This is a genomic window from Mycobacterium sp. M26, assembly GCF_001494595.1.
Classification (GTDB): Bacteria; Actinomycetota; Actinomycetes; order Mycobacteriales; family Mycobacteriaceae; genus Mycobacterium.
Window position 1 is genome coordinate 3,628,128 of the sequence record NZ_LN929908.1, and the last position, 17,225, is coordinate 3,645,352.

At 67.4% G+C, this 17,225-nt stretch carries 19 protein-coding genes; 6 read left to right on the top strand and 13 right to left on the bottom strand.

Features of this window, described 5'->3' with window-relative positions; genetic code table 11:
• Positions 1-26: 26 nt before the first annotated feature.
• Positions 27-578, top strand: coding sequence for a TetR/AcrR family transcriptional regulator (locus BN3385_RS26715; protein WP_059021540.1), 552 nt, complete (start codon positions 27-29; stop codon positions 576-578).
• On the opposite strand, the gene BN3385_RS26720 is transcribed toward BN3385_RS26715, so the two are convergent.
• Positions 575-898 (bottom strand): hypothetical protein, encoded by a 324-nt coding sequence (locus BN3385_RS26720; RefSeq protein ID WP_059021542.1) that lies wholly within the window; start codon positions 896-898, stop codon positions 575-577. The genes BN3385_RS26715 and BN3385_RS26720 overlap by 4 nt on opposite strands.
• Before the next feature lie 23 nt (positions 899-921).
• Here BN3385_RS26720 and hisN point away from each other — a divergent pair, with 23 nt between their 5' ends.
• From hisN to BN3385_RS26735, 3 genes are all read left to right on the top strand, one after another.
• Positions 922-1,716: a histidinol-phosphatase gene (gene hisN, locus BN3385_RS26725; RefSeq protein WP_059021544.1), complete on the top strand. Its 795-nt coding sequence runs from the start codon at positions 922-924 to the stop codon at positions 1,714-1,716.
• Between the two features lie 92 nt (positions 1,717-1,808).
• The gene (locus BN3385_RS26730; RefSeq protein WP_059021546.1) at positions 1,809-3,191 is read left to right on the top strand and encodes an acyl-CoA dehydrogenase family protein; all 1,383 of its coding nucleotides are present in this window, start codon (positions 1,809-1,811) and stop codon (positions 3,189-3,191) included.
• A 28-nt stretch (positions 3,192-3,219) separates the two neighbouring features.
• The gene (locus BN3385_RS26735) at positions 3,220-4,434 is read left to right on the top strand and encodes an acyl-CoA dehydrogenase family protein (protein WP_059021547.1); all 1,215 of its coding nucleotides are present in this window, start codon (positions 3,220-3,222) and stop codon (positions 4,432-4,434) included.
• Here BN3385_RS26735 and BN3385_RS26740 read toward each other — a convergent pair whose 3' ends face one another.
• Positions 4,435-5,289, bottom strand: a complete 855-nt coding sequence (locus tag BN3385_RS26740) for an oxidoreductase (protein WP_059021549.1) — start codon at positions 5,287-5,289, stop codon at positions 4,435-4,437.
• Between the two features lie 89 nt (positions 5,290-5,378).
• On the opposite strand from BN3385_RS26740, the gene BN3385_RS26745 reads away from it, so the two are divergent.
• Positions 5,379-5,855 carry a MarR family winged helix-turn-helix transcriptional regulator gene (locus BN3385_RS26745; RefSeq protein ID WP_059021551.1) on the top strand — a complete coding sequence of 159 codons (477 nt, stop codon included), beginning with the start codon at positions 5,379-5,381 and terminating at the stop codon, positions 5,853-5,855.
• On the opposite strand, the gene BN3385_RS26750 is transcribed toward BN3385_RS26745, so the two are convergent.
• The 6 genes from BN3385_RS26750 to BN3385_RS26775 are packed head-to-tail and all read right to left on the bottom strand — an operon-like array spanning position 5,818 to position 11,601.
• On the bottom strand, positions 5,818-8,100 hold the full coding sequence (locus tag BN3385_RS26750; RefSeq protein ID WP_286141855.1) for a molybdopterin-dependent oxidoreductase: 2,283 nt from the start codon (positions 8,098-8,100) through the stop codon (positions 5,818-5,820). The genes BN3385_RS26745 and BN3385_RS26750 overlap by 38 nt on opposite strands.
• Before the next feature lie 9 nt (positions 8,101-8,109).
• Positions 8,110-8,775 carry an FMN-binding negative transcriptional regulator gene (locus tag BN3385_RS26755; protein WP_059021555.1) on the bottom strand — a complete coding sequence of 222 codons (666 nt, stop codon included), beginning with the start codon at positions 8,773-8,775 and terminating at the stop codon, positions 8,110-8,112.
• Between the two features lies 1 nt (position 8,776).
• The gene (locus tag BN3385_RS26760; RefSeq protein ID WP_059021557.1) at positions 8,777-9,484 is read right to left on the bottom strand and encodes a B3/B4 domain-containing protein; all 708 of its coding nucleotides are present in this window, start codon (positions 9,482-9,484) and stop codon (positions 8,777-8,779) included.
• Positions 9,484-10,068, bottom strand: a complete 585-nt coding sequence (locus BN3385_RS26765) for a helix-turn-helix domain-containing protein (protein WP_059021559.1) — start codon at positions 10,066-10,068, stop codon at positions 9,484-9,486. Before BN3385_RS26765 ends, BN3385_RS26760 begins: the two co-directional genes overlap by 1 nt.
• Before the next feature lie 38 nt (positions 10,069-10,106).
• Positions 10,107-11,387 (bottom strand): cytochrome P450, encoded by a 1,281-nt coding sequence (locus BN3385_RS26770; protein WP_059021561.1) that lies wholly within the window; start codon positions 11,385-11,387, stop codon positions 10,107-10,109.
• A 13-nt stretch (positions 11,388-11,400) separates the two neighbouring features.
• Positions 11,401-11,601: a ferredoxin gene (locus BN3385_RS26775; RefSeq protein ID WP_059021563.1), complete on the bottom strand. Its 201-nt coding sequence runs from the start codon at positions 11,599-11,601 to the stop codon at positions 11,401-11,403.
• Positions 11,602-11,735: 134 nt separating this feature from the next.
• On the opposite strand from BN3385_RS26775, the gene BN3385_RS26780 reads away from it, so the two are divergent.
• Positions 11,736-12,317: a TetR/AcrR family transcriptional regulator gene (locus BN3385_RS26780; RefSeq protein ID WP_059021566.1), complete on the top strand. Its 582-nt coding sequence runs from the start codon at positions 11,736-11,738 to the stop codon at positions 12,315-12,317.
• A 7-nt stretch (positions 12,318-12,324) separates the two neighbouring features.
• On the opposite strand, the gene BN3385_RS26785 is transcribed toward BN3385_RS26780, so the two are convergent.
• The 5 genes from BN3385_RS26785 to BN3385_RS26805 all read right to left on the bottom strand — a co-directional run bounded on the left by BN3385_RS26785 (position 12,325) and on the right by BN3385_RS26805 (position 17,175).
• Entirely contained in the window at positions 12,325-13,164 is an 840-nt protein-coding gene (locus BN3385_RS26785) for a mycofactocin-coupled SDR family oxidoreductase (protein WP_059021568.1), read from the bottom strand.
• A 111-nt stretch (positions 13,165-13,275) separates the two neighbouring features.
• The gene (locus BN3385_RS26790; RefSeq protein WP_059021570.1) at positions 13,276-14,709 is read right to left on the bottom strand and encodes an aldehyde dehydrogenase family protein; all 1,434 of its coding nucleotides are present in this window, start codon (positions 14,707-14,709) and stop codon (positions 13,276-13,278) included.
• Entirely contained in the window at positions 14,706-15,512 is an 807-nt protein-coding gene (locus BN3385_RS26795; RefSeq protein ID WP_059021571.1) for a carboxymuconolactone decarboxylase family protein, read from the bottom strand. The genes BN3385_RS26790 and BN3385_RS26795 overlap by 4 nt, the downstream gene beginning before the upstream one ends.
• Before the next feature lie 13 nt (positions 15,513-15,525).
• Entirely contained in the window at positions 15,526-16,338 is an 813-nt protein-coding gene (locus tag BN3385_RS26800; protein ID WP_059021573.1) for a mycofactocin-coupled SDR family oxidoreductase, read from the bottom strand.
• A gap of 6 nt (positions 16,339-16,344) precedes the next feature.
• Complete coding sequence (locus BN3385_RS26805; protein ID WP_059021575.1) at positions 16,345-17,175, bottom strand: mycofactocin-coupled SDR family oxidoreductase; 831 nt, start codon at positions 17,173-17,175, stop codon at positions 16,345-16,347.
• Between the last annotated feature and the right edge of the window lie 50 nt (positions 17,176-17,225).

Genomic DNA, 17,225 nt, shown 5'->3' on the forward strand with positions numbered 1-17,225 from the left:
TCCGAAAACGAATTAAACTCGGGGCGATGACGACCTCGCGCGAGCGCATCCTCGACGCGTATGCCGATGTGCTCACTGACGAGGGCGAACGTCACGCCACGCTGGAGGCGGTGGCCGCCAGGGCCGGGGTGTCCAAAGGCGGACTGCTCTACCACTTCCCCAGCAAGGATCAGCTCGCCGAGGCTCTGTGCGACCGGCTGGTCGCGCTGGCCGCCGAGGACGTCGAGGAGATGCGGACCTCCGCCGACGGGCCGGCCCGGCACTACATCCGCACCTCGCATTACGCCGACACCCCGCTGGACCGGACGTTCGTCGCGGTGGCACGGCTGCAGCAGGCCGGCGACCCACGAGCCCGCGCCGCGATCCGGCAGATCTCCGATCAGTGGCTCAACACGCTGCACGAGGCACTCGGGGACCGCGACGTCGCCCGCGCGATCAAACTCATCGGCGACGGCCTCTATCACAACGCGATGTCCAGCACGCTGGGCGGACAGCACCCGCAGGCCGAAGTCGACGAGGGGCTGCTGGCCGTGATCGACCGGCTCAGCGGCGCCGCGGTCCGGGCCCCGAACCCCTAGTTCGGCTGGGCGGGCGCGAAGAACCAGTTGTCCGGGTTCTTCGGCGAATACACCACCGGGATGAGCTGGCCCATGGTCGGCCAGCTGTTCACATCGACCGCCATCCGCTGGTAGACGACGTGCTCATTGACGGTCGGACCGTTGATCACGCCGCTGATGGTGACGAACTGCTCACCCTCGGCGTCCGGGCGCGGACTGACCCCGGTCACCAGCAGCGTGCCCTGCGCCATCTCCCCGCGCGGGCCACGGCGCATCAAGCGCGGTCCGAGGAGCAGGACCAACGCCCCGACGATCAGCAGCAGCACCGCGAATTCCCACATGCGGCCATGGTAGGACTGCAGCCATGAGCGGCAAGGATGTGCAGGCAGACCTGACGGTGGCGCTGGAACTGGCGAAGCGGGCCGACGCGATCACACTGGCCCGGTTCGGGGCGCTGGATCTGCGGATCGACACCAAGCCCGACCTCACCCCGGTGACCGACGCCGACGAGGCGGTCGAGGCCGACGTCCGGGCCGTGCTGGCCGATCAGCGCCCCGACGACGCGGTGCTGGGTGAGGAGTACGGCGGCACCGCGGCCTTCCAGGGCCGGCAGTGGGTGGTCGACCCGATCGACGGCACCAAGAACTTCGTGCGCGGCGTGCCGATCTGGGCCAGCCTCATCGCACTGCTCGAGGACGGGGTGCCGGTGGTCGGTGTGGTGAGCGCGCCGGCGCTGGGCCGACGCTGGTGGGCCGGGCGCGGTGTGGGCGCCTACGCCGCTGTCGGTGACGCTGAGCCGCGGCGCATCTCGGTGTCGGCGGTGGCCGAATTGGCCTCGGCCAGTTTGTCGTTCTCCAGCCTGTCGGGGTGGGCCGACCTCGGCCTGCGGGACAACTTCATCGGCCTGACCGACGCGGTGTGGCGGGTCCGCGGCTACGGCGACTTCTTCTCGTACTGCCTGGTGGCCGAGGGTGCGGTGGATGTGGCCGCCGAACCCGAGGTCAAGCTCTGGGATCTGGCCCCGCTGGACATCCTGGTCCGCGAGGCCGGTGGCCGGTTCACCAACCTGGCCGGGTCCGACGGTCCGCATGGCGGCAACGCGGTGGCCAGCAACGGATTGCTGCACGACGCGGTGCTCGCGCACCTGTCCGGCGTGTGAAATAGCTAACAGGGTCTTCGTACCTTACTCCAGAGTAAGATACGGTTGTGTCAGCGTGATCAGCACCGCCCACCACCTATGAGGCTGCCGATATGACCAACACCCTTCCGTCCAAGCCGAAGAGCGCCCGCGCCCGCGACAGCGCCGTCGGCGCCTACAAACACAAGCGCTCCGCCACCGACATCGGCCTGGCGCTGTTGACTCCCCTGCTGGGCCAGGAATTCCTGGACCGCTACCACCTGCGTGACCCGCTCAACCGGGGCATCAAGTACGGCGTGAAGCAGGCGTTCTCCACCGCCGGCGCCACCACCCGGCAGTTCAAGAAGATCCAGGGTCTGGGCAAGGAGCCCACCCGGTTGCGCCCGAGCGGGGCCGACTACTTCGACCTGACCCCTGACGACGACCAGAAGATGATCGTCGAGACCGTCCGGGAGTTCGCCGAGGAGATCCTGCGCCCGGCCGCCCATGACGCCGACGAGGCCGCCGCCTACCCCGCCGACCTGATCGCCAAAGCCGCCGAACTGGGCATCACCGCCATCAACGTCCCCGAGGATTTCGACGGTATCGCCGAGCACCGCACGACGGTGACCAACGCTCTTGTCGCCGAAGCACTTTCGTACGGCGACATGGGACTGGCGCTGCCGATCCTGGCACCCGGCGGCGTCGCCTCCGCGCTCACCCACTGGGGCAGCGCCGACCAGCAGGCCACCTATCTCAAGGAATTCGCCGGCGAGAACGTGCCGCAGGCCTGCGTCGCGATCGCCGAGCCGCATGCGCTGTTCGATCCCACCGCGCTCAAGACCACCGCGGTGCGCACCCCGAGCGGCTACCGGCTCGACGGCGTCAAGTCATTGGTGCCCGCCGCCGCCGAAGCCGAATTGTTCATCGTCGCAGCACAACTCAATGGCAAGCCGGCGCTGTTCATCGTCGAGGCCGACGCCGAAGGTGTGACGGTGAAGGCGGACCGCAGTATGGGCATCCGGGCCGCGGCGCTGGGCCAGGTGGAACTCAACAAGGTCACCGTGCCGCTCTCGGCCCGCCTCGGCGAGGACGGCGCGGCGGACAGTGACTACTCGGAGGCCATCGCCCTGGCCCGGCTGGGCTGGGCCGCGCTGGCGGTCGGCACCTCGCACGCGGTGCTCGACTACGTGATCCCCTACGTCAAGGAGCGCGAGGCGTTCGGCGAACCGATCGCCCGCCGCCAGGCGGTGGCGTTCATGTGCGCGAACATCGCCATCGAACTCGACGGCCTGCGGCTCATCGCCTGGCGGGGCGCCTCGCGCGCCGAGCAGGGCCTGCCGTTCGCCCGCGAAGCCGCGCTGGCCAAGAAGTTCGGCGCCGACAAGGCCATGCAGATCGGGCTGGACGGTGTCCAGCTCCTCGGCGGCCATGGATTCACCAAGGAACACCCGGTCGAACGCTGGTACCGCGATCTGCGGGTCATCGGCGTCGCCGAGGGTGTCGTGGTGCTCTGAAGTCCTCTAGCGAACGGAAAAGACTGTCATGGCAATCAATCTGGAAATGCCGCGCAAGCTGGAAGCCGTGATCGAGAAGGCACACCAGGCCGCCGCGGAGATGCTTCGCCCGATCTCCCGTAAGTACGACCTCAACGAGCACGCCTACCCGGTCGAGCTCGACACCCTGGCCACGCTGTTCGAGGGCCTCTCGGAGGCCAACACCATCTCGTTCGCGGGCACTGATGCCTTCCGCGACAGCGAGGACGGGCCGAAGGGGAATGTCAACGGCGGCAACATGTCCGCGCTGCTGAACTCGCTGGAGATCTCCTGGGGCGATATCGCCCTGCTGCTCTCGGTGCCCCGCCAGGGCCTGGGCAACGCCGCGATCGCCGGCGTGGCCACCGACGAGCAGCTCGAGCGGCTCGGCAAGAACGTCTGGGCGGCGATGGCCATCACCGAGCCGTCGTTCGGCTCCGACTCGGCCGCGGTGTCCACCACCGCGGTGCTCGACGGCGACGAGTACGTGATCAACGGTGAAAAGATCTACGTCACTGCGGGATCGCGCGCCACCCACATCGTGGTGTGGGCCTCCCTGGACAAGTCCAAGGGCCGCGCGGCGATCAAGTCGTTCATCGTGCCGCGCGAGTACCCCGGCGTCACCGTCGAACGTCTCGAACACAAGCTCGGCATCAAAGCCTCCGACACTGCGGCCATCCGCTTCGAGAATGTCCGCATTCCCAAGGACAACCTGCTCGGCAGCCCGGAGATCCAGGTGGAGAAGGGTTTTGCCGGGGTCATGGAGACCTTCGACAACACCCGGCCCATCGTGGCCGCGATGGCGGTCGGCGTGGCGCGTGCCGCGCTGGAGGAACTGCGCACACTGCTGACCGAAGCCGGCGTGGAGATCGACTACGACAAGCCGGCTCACGCCCAGAGCGCCCCGGCGGCGGAGTTCCTGCGGATGGAGGCCGACTGGGAGGCCGGCTACCTGCTGACCGTGCGGTCGGCGTGGCAGGCCGACAACTCGATCCCGAACTCCAAGGAAGCCTCGATGGGCAAGGCCAAGGCTGCCAGGGTGGCCAGCGACATCACCCTCAAGGCGGTCGAATTGGCCGGCACCACAGGCTATTCCGAGCAGACACTGCTGGAGAAGTGGGCCCGCGACTCGAAGATTCTGGACATCTTCGAGGGCACCCAGCAGATTCAGCAGCTGGTGGTGGCCCGCCGGCTGCTGGGGCTGTCGTCCACTGAGCTGAAGTAGTCAGGCCACCGCGTTCAGCTCGTGGCGGGTCTGATCGTCGAGGTCGATATCGGCGACGGCCAGGTTCTCCTCGAGATGGCTCAGTGACGACGTTCCCGGGATCAGCAGGATGTTGTCTCCGACGCCGAGCGTCCACGCCAGGGCGATCTGCGCGGGCGTGTAGCCCAGTCGCTGCGCGGCCTCTTCGATGATCGGGTTGGTCAACACCGGATTGACCTCATGGAAGGCCGAGCCGAGCGGGAAGAACGGCACGAACGCGATGTCTCGGGCGACGCATTCATCGAGCACCGACTGCGAGGAGCGGTCCACCAGGTTGAACGGGTTTTGCACACAGGCGATCTCGGTGATCTCCAGGGCGTGCAGCAGCTGTTCATAGCTGACGTTGCTCAGCCCGACACCACCGATAAGCCCCTCATCACGGGCGTTGACCATCGCGCCGATCTGATCGGTGAACAGCTGGCTGGGTTCGTCCTCACCGAGCACCCGCAGGTTGACCGCGGCCAGGTGGTCGACTCCCAGGCTGCGGAGGTTCTCCTCGATCCCGGCGCGCAGCCGGTCCGGTTCGGCGTCGGGAAGCCAGTCACCGGTGTCGTCGCGGCGCGCGCCCACCTTGCTCACCAGGGCCAGGTTGTCCGGGTAGGGATGCAGCGCTTCCCGGATCAGCTCGTTGGCCACATCAGGGCCGTAGAACTGGGCGGTGTCGATGTGGTCGACGCCGGCGTCGACGGCCCGGCGCAGCACGGCCAGGGCCTGGTCGCGATCTCGGGGTGGGCCGAACACGCCCGGCCCCGGTAGCTGCATAGCGCCGAATCCGACGCGGTGGACGGTGAAGCCGGCCAGCGGAAATCGCTGCATGGGACCATCTCCTATTGAGATCAAATGATTTGATATCAATGTATCTTGCCTACCCGCTAAGCTCCTGTCAACACAGGAGGTGACTACCCATCGCTGACCGCCGTGAACGTGCCACCGAGCTTGCCGATGCGTTCGGCCGCGCCGGCAAGACACTCGTCCGCGCCCTCGACGAGCGGCTCGGCGGCCAGGGGGTTTCCACTCCCCGTTCGAAGGTTCTGTTCGAGGTGAGCAGGCTCGGGCCGGTTCGACTCACCGACTTGGCCCGGGCCGTCGGAATCACCCAGGGCACGGCGTCCACGCTCATCGATGCGCTGGCCCGCGAGGGCCTGATCGAACGGCGAGCCGACGACTCCGATCGGCGAGTGACCCTTCTGGAGACCACCGCCGCCGGACAACGTCAGGCGCAGTCGTGGGCGGCTGCCTACACCGAGGCCGCCGACGAGTTGTTCGGCATCCTGAGCAGTGCCGAACAACAAGCCCTGACCGAGATGCTCAATCGTCTTGCCGACTCCCTCAGCGACGAGCGGGTCAGTGCACGCGCCGAACCTGGCACGGAACCCCGTTAACCACCTGGGTGTTACTCGGAACGTCGAGCAGATCCGGCGGATTGAGCACGTTCGCGTTCACGCCGGGGTGGGCGTTGGCCACCTCGAGCCGGGTGCCCGGCTGATCATGCCCCCAGCCGTGAGGTAGTGACACCACCCCGGGCATCATCTCGTCGCTCACCTCGACGGGCACCGACAGCGTGCCCTCTGCGGTGCTGACTTCGGCGACATCTCCGTCGCCAACCCCTACCCGGTCGGCGTCGCCGGGATGGATCAGCAGGGTGCACCGGTCCCGGCCGCGCATCAGCGAGGGCACGTTGTGCAGCCAGGAATTGTTGGAGCGCAGATGGCGCCGGCTGGTGAGCACCAGGGGTTCGTCGGCGCGGTCCAGCCGGGCCCGCAGCCGCGGCACGTCGTCGACGAAGATGTCATGCAGCAACTCGATACAGCCCGACGGTGTGCTGACCGCTGAATCGAGCCGCCCGCCATCGAGTTCACCGAGGCGCAGCCCATCGGGGTGGGCACGCACCTCCTCCAGCGTCAGACCGCCCGGTCGGGTTCCCAGGCCGTCGCCCCACGGGCCGATCCGGACGTAGAGGTCGACAAGGCGTTGCGGCCCTTGACTTTTCAGCAGTCCCATGACGTCGTTGGGGTCGCGTCCGGTCAACGGGGTGCCGGGCTGGGTGCACAGGGTCGCGACCAGGCCCGCGGTGTAGAGGTCGTCCATCGCTGTGACGTCGACGTCGGGTACCGGCGTACCCAGCAGCGCCCCGGCCACGCGCAGCAAGATCTCCCATTCGGCGGGCCTACCCGGGTCGGGGGCGAACACCGGCTCGGACCACTTGAAGCAGGACGACAGCGCGTACATCCAATACAGGTCATCGGCGTGCGGGCGCTCCAGCGGCGACAGACCAGGCAGGATGACGTGTGCGTGGCGGGTGGTCTCGTTGAGCCAGTTATCCACGCAGACAAGCGCATCGAGAGATGCCAACGCCTCACTGATCCGCCCGGCGGACGGTGCGGAAACGGCCGGATTGCCGGCGACGGTGATCAGGCCGCGCAGACGACCGTCGCCTGGCGTGGTGATCTCCTCGGCCAGGCAACTCACCGGATACTGGCCCAGCACCTCACCGATGCCACGGACCCGCGAAGCGAAACGCCCGAACTCCCAGCGCGACCCGGTCTGATCCGGCGGCTTCATGAACATCGGCGAGTACACCGCGGGCGTCGGGAACACCGCTCCCCCACGCCGGTCGACCGCGCCCAGCGCGGTATTCAGGACGAATACCAGCCAGGTGGCCAGCGTGCCGAACTCCTGGGTGCAGGCCCCGATCCGGCTGTAGAGCACCGGATTCGACGCGGCGGCCAGGTCGCGGGCCAACCGGCGGATCACGTCCGCCGGGATGCCGCTGGGCCCGGCGACGGCCTCCGGGGTGAACGGTTCGGCCAGCGCGATGACCTCGTCGAGGCCCTGGACGCGACCACGCAGGTGCGGGTGCTCGCGCAGCAGACCGTCGGCGGCCAGCGTGCGCAGGATGGCAAAGAGCACCAGCGCGTCGGTGCCCGGGCGGATGGGAACCCATTCGGTGGCGCGCTGGGCGGTTTCGGTGCGCCGGGGATCGAGGACCACCACCGAGCCGCCGCGGCGCCGGATTCCCGCGAGGTGTCCCACGACGTTGGGAGCCGAGAGCATCGAGCCCTGGGAGGCAGCGGGATTCGCGCCGATCACCAGCAGATGGTCGGTGCGTTCGAGGTCCGGGATGGGCGCATTCCACATCCCGCCGAACAGCAGGGTGCCGACCACGTTGAGCGGCCACTGGTCGACGGTCCCGGGCGAGTAGTAGGCGCCCATCCCGGCCGCCGTTCCCATGCCGACAAGGGCGCCGATGTAGGTGGCCAACCCGAGGTTGTGCGCCACCGGGTTGCCGACGTAGACGGTGACCGCCCGGGCACCGTCGGTATCGAGGATGGGACGCAGGATCCGCTCGGTCTCGGCGAAGGCGTCCTCCCACGACACCGCCACATGAGTTCCGTTGCGCTGCTTGACCATGGGTACCCGAAGCCGGTCCGGATCGGCGTGCAGGTGACCCAGCGAGGTGCCTTTCGGGCAGATGTGACCCGCCGACCAGACGTCGTCGGGGTTGCCGCGAACATCGGCGACATGGCCGTCCTGCACCGTGACCCGCAGGCCGCACATGGCCTCACACAGCGGGCAGGTCACCCGGTGAACGGTGGGCGCACCCCGATCCAACGGATTTCTGGACACCTGTCCATATTAAGAGTCGGCGCGGCGACTGCGCCAGTCCCCGATCGCGTCGAGCCGGCGGCGCTGCTGGGCTGCCGCACCGGCATCCAGGCCGTGACCGCGCTGCTGAAGGTGGCCGATGACCCGCTCCCGGTGCTCGACCGGGTTGGCGTCGTCGTACTTGAACTTCGCCTCGACCCGCAGCACCGCCAGTCGCACCCCGCGGATGCCGGGCAACATGCGCCCGTACGGATCCTCGCCGACCGCCACAGGCGCATGCCTGCCCTCCGGCTGGAAGTCCCCGAGCTGGGCTCGCAGAATATCCGCCTTACCCTCCGGGTCGTCGACGATCGTTGGGCGACAGACGAATTCGACGGCCGAGTAGTAGCTCGTCGGAACACCGTCCTCGTCGGGGCCGCCCGCCTTGGCCCGCCAGTACGTCGGGATGTAGGCGTAGTCGCCGATCACCGCCATTCGCACCTCGGTGGCTGCTTCCAGGTGCGCCCAGACCGGGTTCGGCCGGGCGAGGTGGATCAGCAGTTCGTCGCCGGACAGCGTGAAGTGGGTGGGCAGCATCAGCGGGGCCTGCGCGGGGTCGACGTTGTTGACGGCCAGGATTCCAAACCGATCGGTGGCGGCCAGCCAGTCCCGCCATTCGGCGGCGTCAACGGCGGCATCCCAGGGATGGATCAGCACGTCAGTCTCCTCTGCGTAGCAGTCGTCGGGCGATGCGGACCTCGGGTCCGAACCGGCGCAGATGCGCCACCAGATCGTCGGCCGCGGTGTTCAGCGCGTCGTCGGTCATCGGTTCGAGCGCGTCCAGGATGAACAGGGCGGCGGTGGTGTCGTCGCGCAGTTGGGTGCGCCGGGCCTGTCGCCAGTTCCACCGCCGGCAGGTCACTCCAGCGTCGTCGCACCACACCACCTCGCCGGGTTCGGGGTGTTCGATCACCGGCTCGCCGCCCGCCGTGGTATCGAAGGACTCGGTTCCGATAGCGCGGACCAACCGCGGCGATCCGGTGTAGCGGTGCAGGTCTTCACCGCCCACAGGCACCTCGTAGCGGACCGAGATGGCGTTGTAGAGGTCGGTGAGCCGATTCACCCGCGGCAGACCGGCCTCCGCGCGCCTGATCAGCGCCTCGACGCTGTTGCGGGTGCGCTGCGGCTTGGCACCGAAGGCCCGGTAGGCCTCCCGCCAGGCCGCCACATGCGGCAGCTCTTCGACCGGCTGATCCTGCAGACGCTGGCGCACAACGGTTTCCGCGTTGGCCAGCAAGGCCTCGCTGTCGTCGTCACTGGGACCGGGGACTAGACCGTCGATGGCCAGCAGCAGCGCCCGGTAGTCGGGACGCACCGCGAACACTGCCGAGTCCACGGTGGCGGGAGCAAGGACGTCGTCGAGCATCAGGTGACTCCCCCGACTCCGGGCTCGAACACCGCCAGCGCGAAGCGCGCCGTCGAGCGGCCGGGATTGGTGTAGGAATGGGCGACGTCCCCGCCGAACGTCATCGCATCACCGACCTTCAACCGGACCACCTCACCACCGACCTCGACGACGACGGCGCCCTGCTGGACATGGATCAGCTCGGTGGTGCCCGCAGCGTGAGCTTCGCTGCTGTGGGCCTCACCGGGCGCCAGGGTCCAGTCCCATAGCTCGACCACATCCGGGGGTGCGGTCCCGGCGACCAGGATGCCCTGGCCACCGCCGTCCCCGCGCCACAGCACCGCCCCCTCACCGCGGCGGGTGATCTTCACCCACGGCCGGTCTGGCGGTTCGACCAGTGACGGCAAACCGATCCCCAGGGCATCAGACAACCGCAGCAGTGTCCCCACACTCGGGTTGACCTCGCCCTGCTCGACACTGACGACCATGCGTCGGCTCACGGCGGCTGCAGCCGCCAGCTGGTCGAGAGTCCACCCCCGAGCCGAACGCTCCTGTTTGACCCGGGCGCCGATGGCGGCGGCCAGGGCTGCCGCGTGGTCGTCCATGCAGTGCACTATAACGCACTATGAGTGCACTGCGGTTCTCATTCAGCGGGCGTGAAGGTGAGGTGCAGGTTGCTTAGTCCGCGCAGCAGGAACGTCGGCTCGTAGCGGTAGTGCCGATCCCCCGCCGGCCCGTGCTGGGTGTCGTCGATGGCGATGTCGCGCATGCGGTCCAGCAGACGGTTCACGGTGACTTTGGCCTCGACGCGGGCCAGCGGGGCACCCGCGCAGGTGTGAATGCCCCGCCCGAAGGTGATGTGCTCCCGCACGTTCGTGCGGTCCAGCCGGAACTCGTCGGGATTCTCGAACTTGCGCGGATCCCGGTTGGCCGCACCGAGGCACAGCATGAGCACGCTGCCGGCCGGGATGTGGACGCCACCGAGGGTTGCGGTCTTGCGCGCCAGCCGGAAGTCGACCTTGGTCGGGCTCTCGATGCGCAGCGACTCTTCGAGAAAGTTGCCGATCAGGGTGCGATCGGCACGCAGTCGGTCCTGCAGTTCGGGATGTTCGGCCAGGGCCCGGGTGGACGCGCTGAGCAGCTTGACCACCGTCTCCTGGCCGGCGGCGAACAGGAAAGTGGCCTGACGAACCACCTCGAGGACCTCGGGAGTCGAGCCGTCCGGGTAGGTGGCCGCGGCCAGCGAACTCAGCACATCCTCACGGGGCTCACGACGCCGTTCGGAGATATAGGCGACGAACCTCTCCTCCAACCACTCCAGCGGATTGACAGCGACGGGAGTGTGGTCGAGCGCACCCACGGCGCTGCCAGGAGCGTTGCCGGCACCCAGACTCTTGCGGAACTCCGCTCGGTCCTCCCGCGGCACCCCCAGCAGATCGGCAATCACCAGGGTGGCGAAGGGTTTTGCGTACTCACCGAGGAACTCGCAGCGGCCGTTGGCGATGAACTCGTCGAGCTGGCGGTCGGCCAGCTCCCACATGAAGTCCTCGTTCTCCTTGAGCCGGGCGGGTGTCAGCAGCCGGCTGAGCAGCGAGCGCGCCCGGGTATGCGCGGGCGGATCCATCGTGACCATCAGCTCGTTGATGGGGAACAGATGGCGGTGGGCCTCGATCTGTTCGGAGATGTCGTCGCCTTCCGGCGTGAACGGCAGCGGCGGGAACGGGCCGCCGATGGCGTTGACCGCGGAGAACGATTCGTGGTCCTTGAACGCCGCGACGGCCTCGTCGTAGCCGGTGACCGCGAACACGCCGTAGTGCGGTTCGCGGAACACCGGATTCTGCTCCCGTAGCGATCGTAGATACGCGTACGGGTCCTGCGCGATGTCCTGATCGGAGAAGTAGTCGGCGGTGGCCAAATCGGTCATCGGTGCGGGCCTTTCAGGAGACGACGGTGATGGCTTGGCGCGGACAGGCGGCCACCGCGGCGTCCACCTGCTCGCGCAGGGCGTCTGGCGGACTGTCGACACAGGTGGCCTGGTCGTCGGGGCCGACATCGAACACGTCGGGGGCCAGTTCGACGCACAGCGCGTGGCCCTCACAGAGATCCCGGTCGACGTGTACCCGCCAGCCCTGCGTCACTTCGCCTCCATCGTTTGATCGATCGATCAAAATTGATCGTGTGTCATGGATACCATGAGCTGAAATCTGGGGCAAGGTCCGGATCGGCGCGCTGATCTGGCGCAGATGAGCGCACTACTGACAGGATGAGTCGCATGCCGTCCACAGCCAAGAGCACCGAGAAGGACACCGGCGCGCGCGAGCGCCTGATGGAGGCGACCGCTCAGATCATGCGCGATGAGGGGTACGCCGCCGCCACGTCGCGGCGGGTGGCCGCCCGGGCGGGCGTCCGGTCGGCACTGGTCTACTACTACTTCCCCACGATGGACGATCTGTTCCTCGCGGTGCTGCGATCGGGCTCCGAAGCGTCCCTGGCCCGGATGCGACAGGCCATCACCGCCGACGAACCGCTGCGTGCGCTGTGGGACATCAATACCGACACCCGTTGGAGCACTTTGTATATGGAGTTCATGGCGTTGGCCAACCACCGCAAGGTGATCAGCGCCGAGCTCAAGTCCTACGCCGAACGCGTCCGCGATATCGAGACGGCCGCGACCACGGTGGCGCTCCGCGCGCACGGCGTCGATCTCGACGAGTTCCCTCCGGTGGCGATCTCGATGCTCGTCGCCCAGATCGCCCGGAGCCTGTGTAACGAGAGCGCCATCGGAATGACGGTGGGCCACCAGGAGTTACGTGCCCTGGTGGACCGCCTACTGAGCCAGCTCGCCGAGAAGTAGACCTCCGCTACTTGAGCATGCTGCCGGCATCGACCGTCATCGGCAGACCGGTGACATAACGAGATTCGTCGGAGGCCAGGAACAGCACCGCGTTGCTGATGTCCACCGGCTCGACCCACCCGATGGGCAGCACATGCATCATCTGCGCCACGACCGCCATATCCTCGGGGCCCGGGTTCTCCAGGTCCGGACGGAACAGCTTCATCGTCCCCTCGTTCATGAACAGCGGGGTGTTGACGTTGGTCGGATGCACCGAGTTCACCCGGATGAAGTGGTGGCCGAGTTCGACGGCGAAGGTCCGCATCAACCCGACGACGCCGTGCTTGGCGGCGATGTAGTGGCCGGTATGCGGGTAGGCCTTGAGCCCGCCGACCGAGCTGGTGAGGATGATGGATCCGCCCTGTCCGCCAGAAATAAGATGGGGCACAGCGGCTTTCACGGTCTTCCAGACACCTGAGAGGTTGACGTCGATCATGTCGGTCCAGTCGGCCTCGCTGGTGTGATCCAGGGTCTGCCCACCGTTGCCGATACCGGCGTTGGCCACGATGATGTCCAGCTTGCCCAACTGCTCGACGCCGCTGTCGACGGCGGCCTTCACCGCGTCGTAGTCGCGCACATCGACCTCGGCCGTGACGATCCGACGGTTGAGGTTCTTGACCAGGTCGGCGGTCTCGGCGAGATCATCGGGCGTGGGCGCGGGAATATCCTCATTGCTACTGATCCGCTTGCACACGTCGATGGCGATGATGTCGGCACCCTCCTGCGCCAGCCGCACCGCATGACTGCGGCCCTGACCGCGCGCGGCACCGGTGATGAACGCAACCTTGCCTTCGACCCGTCCGGCCATGACTACCCCACACTCCTCGTTCTCAATTTGATCGATCGATAAAACACTCTGGCAGCGACGGCCCCCAGTGTCAACCACTTGATCGAAAGCCGGACCAGGCCGGCCGATCGGTCAGCTCATGCCGATGCGAATGTTCTTGACTTGCAGGAACTCCTGCAGGCCCTCAAGTCCGCCGGTGCGCCCGAAACCGCTCTGCTTGTAGCCGCCGTAGGGACCCTGCGGCGAGATGTTGCTGAAGGTGTTGACCCAGACCGATCCGGACTCCAGGCGCCGTGCCACGGCGTGGGCACGCACCAGATCGCGAGTGTGCACAAACGCGTTCAGCCCATAGGTGGTGTCGTTGGCCATCGACACGGCCTGCTCGTCGTCGCTGAACCTCATCAGCGACACCACCGGCCCGAACGTCTCGATCTGCGCCAGATCCGACGCGTTGTCCACATCACTGAGCACCGTGGGTTCGACGTAGAAGCCCTGCGCCAGGTCGCCGCCGATCCGACGGCCACCGGTGAGCAACGTGCCGGCTCCCCCACGAACGGCCTCCCCGACCACCGCGATGATGCGGTGCAGCGACGATTCACTGATGACCGGACCGAACGAGACCGCGGGATCCAAGGGATCACCGATGTTCGCCGACCAGATCCGCGACAGGAAGGCATCGACGAACTCGTCGTAGACCCTCTCGTGCACCAGGATCCGACTGGCGCAGGCGCAGCTCTGGCCGGACTGCATCAAGGGTCCCTGATGGGCCGCCAGCGTCGCCGCAGTCTGCAGGTCGGCATCCGCGAAGACGATGTTGGCCGACTTGCCGCCCAGTTCGGCCACCACCGGGGTCAGGTTCGCACTGGCCGCGGCGATCACCTGGCGTGCAGCCGGTGCGCCACCGGTGAAGTGGACCTTGCGGATTCCCGGATGCCGCACCAGGAACTCACTACCCCGGGCATCGGCTGGCAGCACGTTGACCAGACCGGGCGGCAGACCCGCCGTCAGACAGAGCTCGCCGAAGCGCAGCGCCGCCAGCGGCGCCAGTTCCGAGGGTTTGAAGATCACCGCGTTGCCCGCCGCCAGCGCCGGGGCGACGCATGATCCTGCGACGGCAAGCGCACCGTTCCACGGTGCGATCACCGCCACCACACCGTAGGGCTGCCGTTCGATGAGGTTGACGTCGAACGAGCCGTCGACTGGGGTGCTGGAGCCCTGTGGCTTGTCGACGTAGCCGGCGAAGTGACGCAGGAAGCGTTCCAGCAGCAGGGCGGTTCCGGCGTACGAGATCGGCACCGCGTAGTCCGCGACGTTGAGCCGCGCGAGTTCGTCAAGGTGCTCGTGGACCACGTCGGCCAGGTGGATCAACATGTCCCGGCGGCGGTCCACGGTCAGCGACATCCACTGTGCCTGCGCCGACCACGCCGAGGCCACCGCATGGTCGATCTCGTTGGCACCGGCCAGCGGCACCATCGCATTGGGCCGGCCGGTAGCCGGATAGATGTGCTCATGCACACCGCCCGATGCCGACGTCAGCCGCTCGGCACCGATCAGCAGCGCGGTCATGCACCCGCCTCCGCGGCCCACTCGTCGAGAACCCGCTGCTTCTGCTCGCCGATCACCTGGGCCAGATGCGAGGCTTTGGGCCAGCCGTAGTAGGCAGCGAAATGCAAAGCCAGCTCATCCATCTCGTCGAAGGACACGTCGCGGCTCTTCAGCGCGGCGTAGACGTGGCTGAGGATCGGCAGGTGGGCGTCCTGGAAGGCCACACACGCGACGGTGATCAGGCGGCGCTCCTTCATCTCCAGGCCGGGACGCAGCCACATCTCGCCGAAGACGAAGTTCAGAATGCCCGCACCCGAGTAGGGGTTGTCCCGGGTCGGGGTGAAGGGCAGGCAGTTGACGGAGCGGAACGACTCCTCGCCGACCGTCAGCCGGGCCTCGGGGTCACTCGGGGTGGTCAGCGGCAGCAGCGCTGCCCCGGGCGGTGTGTCCAGTCCGCGGTCACGGTGGATGCGCTCCCACTGCTCGTCGACCACACCGTTGAAGCGCGACGCCTTGGGCCACCCGGCGTAGACGGCGAAGTGCAGCACAGCTTCTCGCATCTCGGTGATGGAGATGTCCGCACTGTTGAGTGCCGCGTAGACGTGGTCGCGAAGCGGGTCGTCGGCGTCGGCCGCGGCCACACACGCCAGCGTCACGAAGCGCCGGTCGCGGCGGCTGAGCACGGGTCGCGACCAGATCTCGGCGAAGACGAAGTCGAGCAGACCCTGGTTCACCGGTGCCTGATCCGGCGGCGGGGCGAACGTCATCACCTCGTCGAAGGCGCGCCGGCCACGGTCGCGCCGATTCGTGTCGATGGTGGTCATCGGGACTCCCTACTCAACGGATGGTGACGCCGGCGTCGACCTTGAGTTCCAACCCGGTCACGTACCGCGACTCGTCAGAGACCAGGTAGAGCACGGCATTGCTGATATCGACGGGTTCGGCCATCACGATCGGGAGTGCGTTGAGGAACAGCGGCACGAGGTCGGGCCGGCGCTCGCCGAGCAACCCGTGCAGCGAAGCCGGCTGCATGCCGGTCTCGACTCCGGTCGGGTGCACCGTGTTGACCCGGACATTGACTGCGGCAAGTTCATTGGCCAGTGCCCGGCTCAGGCCGACGACGCCGTGCTTGGACGCGGTGTAGGGCAGGTGCAGCGGGGTACCTTTCAGCCCGGCCGCCGAGCTGATGTTGACCAGGCTGCCGCCGCGCTCGACCAGATGCGGCAGCGCGGCCGCACAGGTGTTCCAGGTGCCGATCAGGTTGACGTCCAACACCGTTCGCCACTGTTCGGGTGTCGTGGTGTCCCAGGTGCCCACGGTCAGGACTCCGGCGTTAGCCACCGCGGCGTCCAGGCCACCGAGCCGCTCGGCACCGTCGGCGACCGCGGATGCCAATGCTGCAGCATCGCGGACGTCGACGACGTGGCTGACGGCACGTCGACCGTGCTTCTCGACCAGCCCGGCGGTCTCCTCGAGATCCTGCCGCGTAGAGAGCGGATACTCGACCTCCGGCAGAGACTCGCAGATGTCCACCAGAATCAGGTCGGCACCCTCTTCGGCAAGCCGGACCGCGTGGCTTCGGCCCATCCCCCGTGCGGCACCGGTGACCAGAACCCGCTTGCCCGCAACGCGCCCTCGTGTTTCGCCCATATCTGCCTACAGTTTGTTGCAGAATCCGGCGTCGACCGGAAAGGTCACGCCCGTCACGTATTTGGCGTCATCGCTGACGAGATAGGCGATTGCCGCGCTGACATCCTCGGGCTCGAGCATGTCCACCGGAAGCGGATTCTGCAGGTGCGGTCCGCCGTCGGGATAGTTCTCCAGGAACGACACCATCGCGGGGTTGACCGCCATCATCGTGCGCACCGCAGTGGGGTGCACGGTGTTGACTCGGATGTTCTGCGGGGCAAGGGCATTGGCCAGGGTGCGCATCAGGCCGACAATGCCGTGCTTGGATGCCGCATAGCCCAGGCCGCCGCCTTGCAGGCCACCGAAACCCTTCAAACCCGCGGTGGAGCTGGTGAACACGATCGACCCGCCCCGCTGGCCGGCGATCAGATGCGGGATCGCCGCCTTGGCGGTGTGGAACGCACCGACGAGGTTGACGTCGAGTACGTCGGTCCACTGTTCGAGCTCCTCGTCGATGGTGAGCTCGCGGAAGGCCATGGTGGCGATGCCGGCGTTGGCCAGCACGATGTCCAGCCGGCCGAACTGTTCCACACCACGATCGAGCGCGGCCTTGAGGGCGTGGAAGTCGCGGACGTCGGCGACCGCGGCGAGCATCTTGCCGCCCACGCCCTCGACCAGCCCGACCGTCTCGTCCAGTTCCTGCCGGCTGGCCATCGGGTAGCCGTTGGACGCGATATCGGCGCAGATGTCGACCCCGATGATCGAGGCGCCCTCTGCCGCCAGCCGGATCGCGTGACTTCGGCCCTGACCGCGGGCGACCCCGGTGATGAAAGCGACCTTGCCGTCCAGAGAACCCATCGATCCCTCCAGTGTGTAACCGTGTTACTGCGGTACAGTAACCACGTTAC

What these genes read in the sequence shown, in the direction of transcription:
- BN3385_RS26715 (WP_059021540.1), top strand. Translation starts at nt 27, where the DNA reads ATGACGACCTCGCGCGAGCGCATCCTCGACGCGTATGCCGATGTGCTC.
- BN3385_RS26720 (WP_059021542.1), bottom strand. Translation starts at nt 898, where the DNA reads ATGTGGGAATTCGCGGTGCTGCTGCTGATCGTCGGGGCGTTGGTCCTG.
- hisN (WP_059021544.1), top strand. Translation starts at nt 922, where the DNA reads ATGAGCGGCAAGGATGTGCAGGCAGACCTGACGGTGGCGCTGGAACTG.
- BN3385_RS26730 (WP_059021546.1), top strand. Translation starts at nt 1,809, where the DNA reads ATGACCAACACCCTTCCGTCCAAGCCGAAGAGCGCCCGCGCCCGCGAC.
- BN3385_RS26735 (WP_059021547.1), top strand. Translation starts at nt 3,220, where the DNA reads ATGGCAATCAATCTGGAAATGCCGCGCAAGCTGGAAGCCGTGATCGAG.
- BN3385_RS26740 (WP_059021549.1), bottom strand. Translation starts at nt 5,289, where the DNA reads ATGCAGCGATTTCCGCTGGCCGGCTTCACCGTCCACCGCGTCGGATTC.
- BN3385_RS26760 (WP_059021557.1), bottom strand. Translation starts at nt 9,484, where the DNA reads ATGCTCGACGACGTCCTTGCTCCCGCCACCGTGGACTCGGCAGTGTTC.
- BN3385_RS26765 (WP_059021559.1), bottom strand. Translation starts at nt 10,068, where the DNA reads ATGGACGACCACGCGGCAGCCCTGGCCGCCGCCATCGGCGCCCGGGTC.
- BN3385_RS26770 (WP_059021561.1), bottom strand. Translation starts at nt 11,387, where the DNA reads ATGACCGATTTGGCCACCGCCGACTACTTCTCCGATCAGGACATCGCG.
- BN3385_RS26780 (WP_059021566.1), top strand. Translation starts at nt 11,736, where the DNA reads ATGCCGTCCACAGCCAAGAGCACCGAGAAGGACACCGGCGCGCGCGAG.
- BN3385_RS26785 (WP_059021568.1), bottom strand. Translation starts at nt 13,164, where the DNA reads ATGGCCGGACGGGTCGAAGGCAAGGTTGCGTTCATCACCGGTGCCGCG.
- BN3385_RS26790 (WP_059021570.1), bottom strand. Translation starts at nt 14,709, where the DNA reads ATGACCGCGCTGCTGATCGGTGCCGAGCGGCTGACGTCGGCATCGGGC.
- BN3385_RS26795 (WP_059021571.1), bottom strand. Translation starts at nt 15,512, where the DNA reads ATGACCACCATCGACACGAATCGGCGCGACCGTGGCCGGCGCGCCTTC.
- BN3385_RS26800 (WP_059021573.1), bottom strand. Translation starts at nt 16,338, where the DNA reads ATGGGCGAAACACGAGGGCGCGTTGCGGGCAAGCGGGTTCTGGTCACC.
- BN3385_RS26805 (WP_059021575.1), bottom strand. Translation starts at nt 17,175, where the DNA reads ATGGGTTCTCTGGACGGCAAGGTCGCTTTCATCACCGGGGTCGCCCGC.